Genomic DNA, 6,715 nt, shown 5'->3' with positions numbered 1-6,715 from the left:
GGCCGTAAGGCCGCCACAAGGCCGTCACAAGGCCGTCAACAAGCAGGAGGGGGGCCGAGCCGGTGAATCTGCGTAACGGGGGGGCTGGGCAGTTCCGGGCGCCTCACCCACATCCTTCCGGCGCATGCCCGCCGGAGATTCCTTCCGCGTTGATCCCACGACACGTCGCCATCGTCATGGACGGCAACGGCCGGTGGGCGAAAATGCGTGGCCTGCCCCGGACGAAGGGCCACGAAGCCGGTGAGGACGCCCTCTTCGACTGTGTGGAGGGGGCCATCGAACTCGGCGTCCGCTGGCTGTCGGTGTACGCCTTCTCCACCGAGAACTGGAAACGGTCGCCGGACGAGGTCGCGTTCCTGATGCGTTTCACCGACGGGGTGTTCGGCCGGCGTATCGACGACATGGACACGCTCGGGGTCCGGGTCCGGTGGGCCGGGCGGCGTCCCCGGCTGTGGAGCAACGTCATCCGGCGGCTGGAGACGGCCGAGGAACGCACCCGCGGGAACGACCGTCTCACCCTGGTGATGTGCGTCAACTACGGCGGGCGGGCCGAGCTCGCCGACGCCGCCGCCGCCATCGCCCGGGACGTCCGCGACGGCCGGCTGCGGCCGGACCGCATCGACGAGGACACCCTCGCCCGCTATCTCGACGAGCCGGAGATGCCCGACGTCGACCTGCTGATCCGCACCTCCGGGGAGCAGCGGCTGAGCAACTTCCTGCTCTGGCAGGCGGCCTACGCGGAGTTCGTGTTCGTCGAACGGCTGTGGCCGGACTTCGACCGGCGGGACCTGTGGGCGGCCTGCCTGGACTTCGCCAAGCGGGACCGCCGCTATGGCGGTGTCGTCGCCCATCCCTCCGGGGTCTGATCCCGGGGCCTGATCCGGGGAGCCTGATCCCGGGGCCTGATCCGGGTGTGCCCCGGCGGTAGCCCGGCCGGGGCGGGCGGGCTGATAGAACCGTGCGGTGATTGTCGTCACCCGGCTACGGGTCCCAGCGGAAGATGCCGCTGCCTTCCGTGAGCGCGCGGAGCGGACGCTGGCCGTTCTCGCCGGTGCGCGAGGCTACCGCTCGGCCCGGCTGGGACGCGCCGTGGACGACCCGGAGCTCTGGGTCATCACATCCGAATGGGACGGGGTGGGGGCCTGGCGCCGGGCGCTGGGGGCCTTCGACGTCCGGATGGAGCTGACGCCGCTGATGGCCTACGCCGTCGACGAGCCGGGCGCGTTCGAGGTGCTGCTGGCGCATGAGGCCGCCGGCGGCCCCGTCCGCCGTGGTGGCTCCGACCTGGCGTCGGACGCCGCCACCGCCGGGCCCGGTGACAGGCCGCCGGGATGACCGGCCGGCCGCGGGCAAGACCACACCTGCGCGGTCATGATCGCCGTTTGGCCCGTACGCTGGGTGCTCGACTCCCTCGACGGCACCTGATCCTCTGCGCGGGCCGGAGACCGGGTCGAGGACCCCACCGCCCATGTCACCGTTGACACCGGGCAGAGAGGAAGGGAGCGCCCGCGTGGCCAGTGCATCCGACCGCATGGACACCATCGTCAGTCTGTGCAAGCGCCGGGGGTTGGTCTTCCCCTCGAGCGAGATCTACGGTGGCCTGCGGGCCTCGTGGGACTACGGTCCGCTCGGGGTCGAGCTGAAGAACAACGTCAAGCGCGCCTGGTGGAAGGCCATGGTCCAGGGCCGGGAGGACGTCGTCGGCCTCGACTCGTGCGTGATCCTCGCCCGCGAGGTCTGGGAGACCAGCGGCCACGTGCAGGTCTTCGTCGACCCGCTGACCGAGTGCCTGTCCTGCCACAAGCGGTTCCGCGCCGACCATCTGGAGGAGGCGTTCGAGGCCAGGCGCGGCCGGCCGCCGACGTCCCTCGGCGAGGTCGCCTGCCCGAACTGCGGCTCCCGTGGCACGTTCACCGAGCCGCGGATGTTCAACGGCCTGCTCAAGACCTACCTGGGCCCGGTCGAGGACGCCTCCGGCCTGGCCTACCTGCGCCCGGAGACGGCCCAGGGCATTTTCATCAACTACGCGAACGTCCAGGCGACGGCCCGGCGCAAGCCGCCGTTCGGGATCGGCCAGATCGGCAAGTCGTTCCGCAACGAGATCACCCCGGGCAACTTCATCTTCCGGACCCGTGAGTTCGAGCAGATGGAGATGGAGTTCTTCGTCCCGCCGGGCGAGGACGAGACCTGGCACCAGTACTGGATCGACGAGCGGACGAAGTGGTACCGCGACCTCGGCGTCCGGGCGGAGAACCTGCGTCATTTCGAGCATCCGAAGGAGAAGCTCTCCCACTACTCGAAACGGACCGTCGACATCGAGTACCGCTTCGACTTCGCCGGCCTGGAATGGGGCGAGCTGGAAGGCGTCGCTAACCGGACGGACTACGACCTGTCCGTGCACGCGAAGGCGTCCGGCGCGGACCTGACCTATTTCGAGCAGGCCACCGGCACCCGCTACACCCCCTATGTCATCGAACCCGCGGCCGGGGTGGACCGCGCCACCCTGGTGTTCCTGCTGGACGCCTACGCGGAGGACACCGCGCCCAACACCAAGGGCGGGGTGGACCGCCGGGTGGTGCTCCGGCTGGACCGGCGGCTCGCGCCGGTGAAGGCCGCGGTGCTGCCGCTGTCGCGCAACGCCGACCTGTCGCCGGTCGCCCGCGACCTGGCCGCGGCGCTGCGCCGGCACTGGAACGTCGACTTCGACGATGCCGGCGCGATCGGGCGCCGCTACCGCCGGCAGGACGAGATCGGCACACCGTTCTGCCTCACGGTCGACTTCGACTCGTTGCAGGACCAGGCGGTCACCATCCGTGAGCGCGACACCATGGCGCAGGAACGCGTCGCCATGGACCAGGTGGTCTCCTACCTCAACGCCAAGCTCGGCCCCTGCTGACGCCTCCGGCCGGGCTCCCCACCTGGGAACTGTCCAGGAAGCCAGGCCGGACGCGGCCGTGCCGACGGGATGATCACACCGTCGGGCCCGTCGGGCCGGTCGGGCCTGGCAGGTCGAGGTCTGTCGAGCCGAACCGGTCCGCGAGGAAGCGGCCGTGGGACAGCAGCCTGGCGGTGTCCCCGGCCGCCGCCGCCTCGGTGACGTCCCGTACGCCCTTCTCCAGCAGGCCCAGCTGGTCGACGACGACCTGGCGCGGGGTACGCCCGTCGTCCAGCCGGTGTGTCTCGGCGTACCGGGGCGGCAGGCCGAGATACACCTCCAGCGCGGTCGGCAGGTAGTCGTCGATGGTCCGCACGATCACGAACGTCTCGGGGGAGCCGGCACGCAGCAGGTGGGGGCGGTCGAGCACCTCCCGCAGCGCGTCGGCAACCCGCGCCGCGGCCGTGGTGATCTCGGCCGGCGCATGGGCGGCCAGGATCCGCAACTGCGCGTCGACGACCGTGCGGAGCTCGGCGACGCGCGGTCGGGCCCCGGCCGGCGCCGCCGGGCGGGCGGCCGGGGCCACCAGGGCGCCTATCGCATACAGAGCGGTGACGACGAACGGCCACTCCGGCGAGCCGGCCACGCCGGTGACGGTCAGCCCCAGTCCGCCGATCGCGCCGGTGCAGCCGGCGATGTTCTTCGGTGATCCGAGCCAGGCCAGCACCTTCCCGCGGGGCCCGCTGGTCGACGGCGGTGGCGGTGGCGGTGGGTCAGGCCGCGGCAGCCGGACCACCGTCACCGCCGTTCCCGGCCGGCGGCCTGGCTCCCCGTGATGTCGCGCATGCCCCGGTCGCGTGCGCCGGAGCCACGGTGGTCACTGATAGCCACGGATGTCCTTGAACGCCTCCGCCAGCGAGGACGCCCGCGCGTCGAACGTCGCGCCACCGGTGTCGGTGGCGATCGAACGCAGGTCGTCCGGGCGTGCCTCGCCGAAGATGACGCAGAATGTGCGGACGTCCCGGGCCTGCTGGGGGAGCTCCTGGTAGTCGGCGCGGAACTGCGCGGCTGACAGCCCGGTGTTGTTCTCGCCATCCGTCATCAGGACGATCGACGTCAGATATCCGGGATCCCGGACGATCGAGCTGGAAGCAAGATGGTAGGCGTCCGTGAGCGCGGAGTAGATGGCTGTTCCTCCTTGCACCTGTAGGCCGTCGATGTACGAGCGGACCGCGGCCAGGTCCGGTGAGGACGCCTGCGCGTCGGTCACGACGAACTCGCGGGGCCTGCCGACCGAGCTGTTGAAGAGCAGCAGAGTGATCTTCTCCCGGCCGCGGAACCGGGTGAACCGGCCGGAGAGCGAGGTGTCGCCGCCGGTGAGCCCCGCCAGCGCGGACTTCAGGCCGGCCAGGCGCTGGCCGGCCATGGAACCGGACCCGTCCAGTACGAAGATCGCGTGTGACGGCCGGCGGAAACGGTCGAAGTAGGAGCCCAGCAGCTCGTCGGCGACCGCCTGGGTGGCGGGGAAGGGCAGTTCGATCAGGCGGGCCGCGGGAAACCTCGGGTCGAGCGGCACGCCCGGGACGGCCGGGCGGCGGTTGGTGTCGGTCTGTAGCCGCCGTTGGGCCGCGGGGCTGCGCAGCCAGTTCACCACCCGGGTGTACTCGTCCCGCCGGGCCGGGTCGAGCAGGAGCATGGGGTAGTCGGCGGTGATGATGCCGTCCCTGGGATAGACGATGGTCAGCGGCTCGTGCAGCCGGCCGGAGCGCTGCAGGGACAGCAGCACCGACTCGTAGTTGATCATACCGCCGGCGTCCTGCGGGCGGGCGGCGAAGGCGTCGGCGAGCCAGCCCGAGCTGCCCGCGGTGAGCGTCTGCCCCGAGAAGAACGATGTCAGCGCGTCACCGCGGATGTCGGAGGCCCGCAGCGCGTCCGACGTTCCGGCGAGCGCGGCCGCGACACCCACCAGCGCGCTGAACCCGGAGTTGGACGCCGCCGGGTTCGTCATGGCGTACGTCAGCTCACCCGAGGCGACCTTCGCGGCAATGTCCGACCAGGTGACGTTCGGGTTGCCCGTCCAGCCGAACTTCGTGGCGAGCGAGCTCCGGACGCCGAGGACCACCGGTGATTCCATGACCGGGGTACGGGCGACGGCCGCTGTCGCGCCACCGGGCAGCAGGCGCAGGTAGCGGTCGGAGGAGAACCAGACGGCGTCCGCTCCCGAGGAATGTCCGATGATCTTCTCGGCGCCGTCGAGCGTGCCGGTGTAGGTCAGCCGCACCGTGACCCCGGTGGCCGCGCGCAGGTCGTCCAGCAGCGGTTCGACGTCGGCGACCTCCGAGCCGGCGAGTATCCGCAGCACACCCGGTCTGCCCGGGCCGGGCTCCGGCGGCGGGTCGGAGCCGGAGCCGCAGGAGGCCACGGCGAACACGGTCGCGCACGCGGCGAGAAGCCCGAACACGGCCGTGCGCAGCGAGCGCCCGCGTCTGCCGCGCGTGGGACCATGGCTGAAGGTGACGGTTCGAGTGGCCGGACCAGAGGGTGCTCCGAGTCGCGACGACGCCCTCGCGTGCGGGGAACGGGGGCGGCGGGTCACCGCCCGCCGCCGGAGATCTCCAGCTCCCCGGCCGTGGCCGAAGCGGCCTCGGCGGGAGCGGCCGCGGCGGCCCGGTCCAGGTAGGCGGCTGCCTTCCCCATCTCCTCGGACAGGGTCTCCACCGTGGTCCGCATGTTCTCCAGCGCGGCGCTGCGGTATCCGTCGATCGTGTCGATCGTGGCGTAGATGTTGGCGAACGCCTGCTGGAGGGCCTGCACCGACACGGCCGAGGACGCCGCCTGCTCGTGGATCCGGCCGGTCTGCTGCCGCAGCAGCTCCGAGGTGCCGACGATGATGCGCTCGGTCGTCTCGTTCAACGCGGAGATCTGGTCGAGCACCAGCTTCTGGTTGGCCAGCGCCTGCGCGACGATCACCGCGGTGCGCAGCGCCGCGACGGTCGTCGTGCTCGCCCGGTCCACACCCTTGATCAGTTCGAGGTTGTTGCGCCGGACCATCTCCAGCGCGAGGTAGCCCTGCGCGCTGACCGCGAGCTGGGTGAGCAGGTCCTGGTGTTTCTGCCGCACGTAGAACAGGACGTCCTCGCGCAGCGTCCGAGCCCGTTCCGGGTCGCTGGCGCTGATCCGGTCGATCCGGGTGACAAGTTCGGCGTCGAGGTTCGCGGCCAGCTGGATGTACTCGCGCAGCTGGCCCATGGTGGTCCACAGATTGTGTTTTTCCTGCTCGATCGCGGCGTTGTCCCGCCGCAGCTCCTCCTGCCCGTTCCGCAGCGCCTGCAGGATCGCGTCCAGATGGGCCTGTGACGACCGGTAGGAGGCGAAGTAGTCCCGCAGCCGGTTCCCGAACGGGATCACGCCGAGCAGTTTTTTCGGGCCCAGCAGGTTCGCCCTGGACGGATCGAGGTCGCCGACCACCCTGTGCAGCTCCACCAGGGAGGCCGACACCGACGAGGTCGCGTCGAGCGCGCCGGTGCTCATCGCCCGTGCCGGCCTGTCCAGCAGCCGGTTGGAGACCGAGGCGGACGCGCGGATCTCCTTCTCGCCCATCCGGTGCACCGCGGCGACCTTGGTGGTGAAGGCGGGGGAGGCCGGGTCGATGCCGACCAGGGCGTCGGCGAAGGCCACCGCCTGGTCGGCCAGGCGCGCGGCCGCCTGAGGGCTGATCGGGACGGCGGGCCCGGCCTGCTCGGGGGTGACCGGCGCGACGGCCGCGGGCGGCACCAGGACCAGCTGCGCGCCGGTGTCGTCCGCGGCCGCCCGCGGTGCGGGTGCCGGTGGTGCCGGTGG

At 71.5% G+C, this 6,715-nt stretch carries 6 protein-coding genes; 3 read left to right on the top strand and 3 right to left on the bottom strand.

The window, feature by feature from the left end; genetic code table 11:
* Positions 1–62: 62 nt before the first annotated feature.
* From AC5LSR_RS03155 to AC5LSR_RS03145, 3 genes are all read left to right on the top strand, one after another.
* Positions 63–866, top strand: coding sequence for an isoprenyl transferase (locus tag AC5LSR_RS03155; RefSeq protein WP_250281210.1), 804 nt, complete (start codon positions 63–65; stop codon positions 864–866).
* 97 nt (positions 867–963) lie between these two features.
* Positions 964–1,335: an antibiotic biosynthesis monooxygenase family protein gene (locus tag AC5LSR_RS03150; RefSeq protein ID WP_250281163.1), complete on the top strand. Its 372-nt coding sequence runs from the start codon at positions 964–966 to the stop codon at positions 1,333–1,335.
* A 175-nt stretch (positions 1,336–1,510) separates the two neighbouring features.
* On the top strand, positions 1,511–2,896 hold the full coding sequence (locus AC5LSR_RS03145) for a glycine--tRNA ligase (RefSeq protein ID WP_493464338.1): 1,386 nt from the start codon (positions 1,511–1,513) through the stop codon (positions 2,894–2,896).
* Positions 2,897–2,969: 73 nt separating this feature from the next.
* Here AC5LSR_RS03145 and AC5LSR_RS03140 read toward each other — a convergent pair whose 3' ends face one another.
* The 3 genes from AC5LSR_RS03140 to AC5LSR_RS03130 all read right to left on the bottom strand — a co-directional run.
* Positions 2,970–3,677, bottom strand: a complete 708-nt coding sequence (locus tag AC5LSR_RS03140; protein WP_250281165.1) for a hypothetical protein — start codon at positions 3,675–3,677, stop codon at positions 2,970–2,972.
* A 75-nt stretch (positions 3,678–3,752) separates the two neighbouring features.
* Positions 3,753–5,336, bottom strand: coding sequence for a substrate-binding domain-containing protein (locus AC5LSR_RS03135; RefSeq protein ID WP_250281167.1), 1,584 nt, complete (start codon positions 5,334–5,336; stop codon positions 3,753–3,755).
* Positions 5,337–5,467: 131 nt separating this feature from the next.
* A partial coding sequence (locus AC5LSR_RS03130; RefSeq protein ID WP_493468122.1) for a toxic anion resistance protein occupies positions 5,468–6,715 on the bottom strand: 1,248 nt, incomplete at its 5' end.

This window comes from Protofrankia sp. CiP1_Cm_nod4 (genome assembly GCF_982290645.1).
Note: the sequence above shows the minus strand (reverse complement) of the source record. Positions and strands in the feature narration are given on the sequence as shown.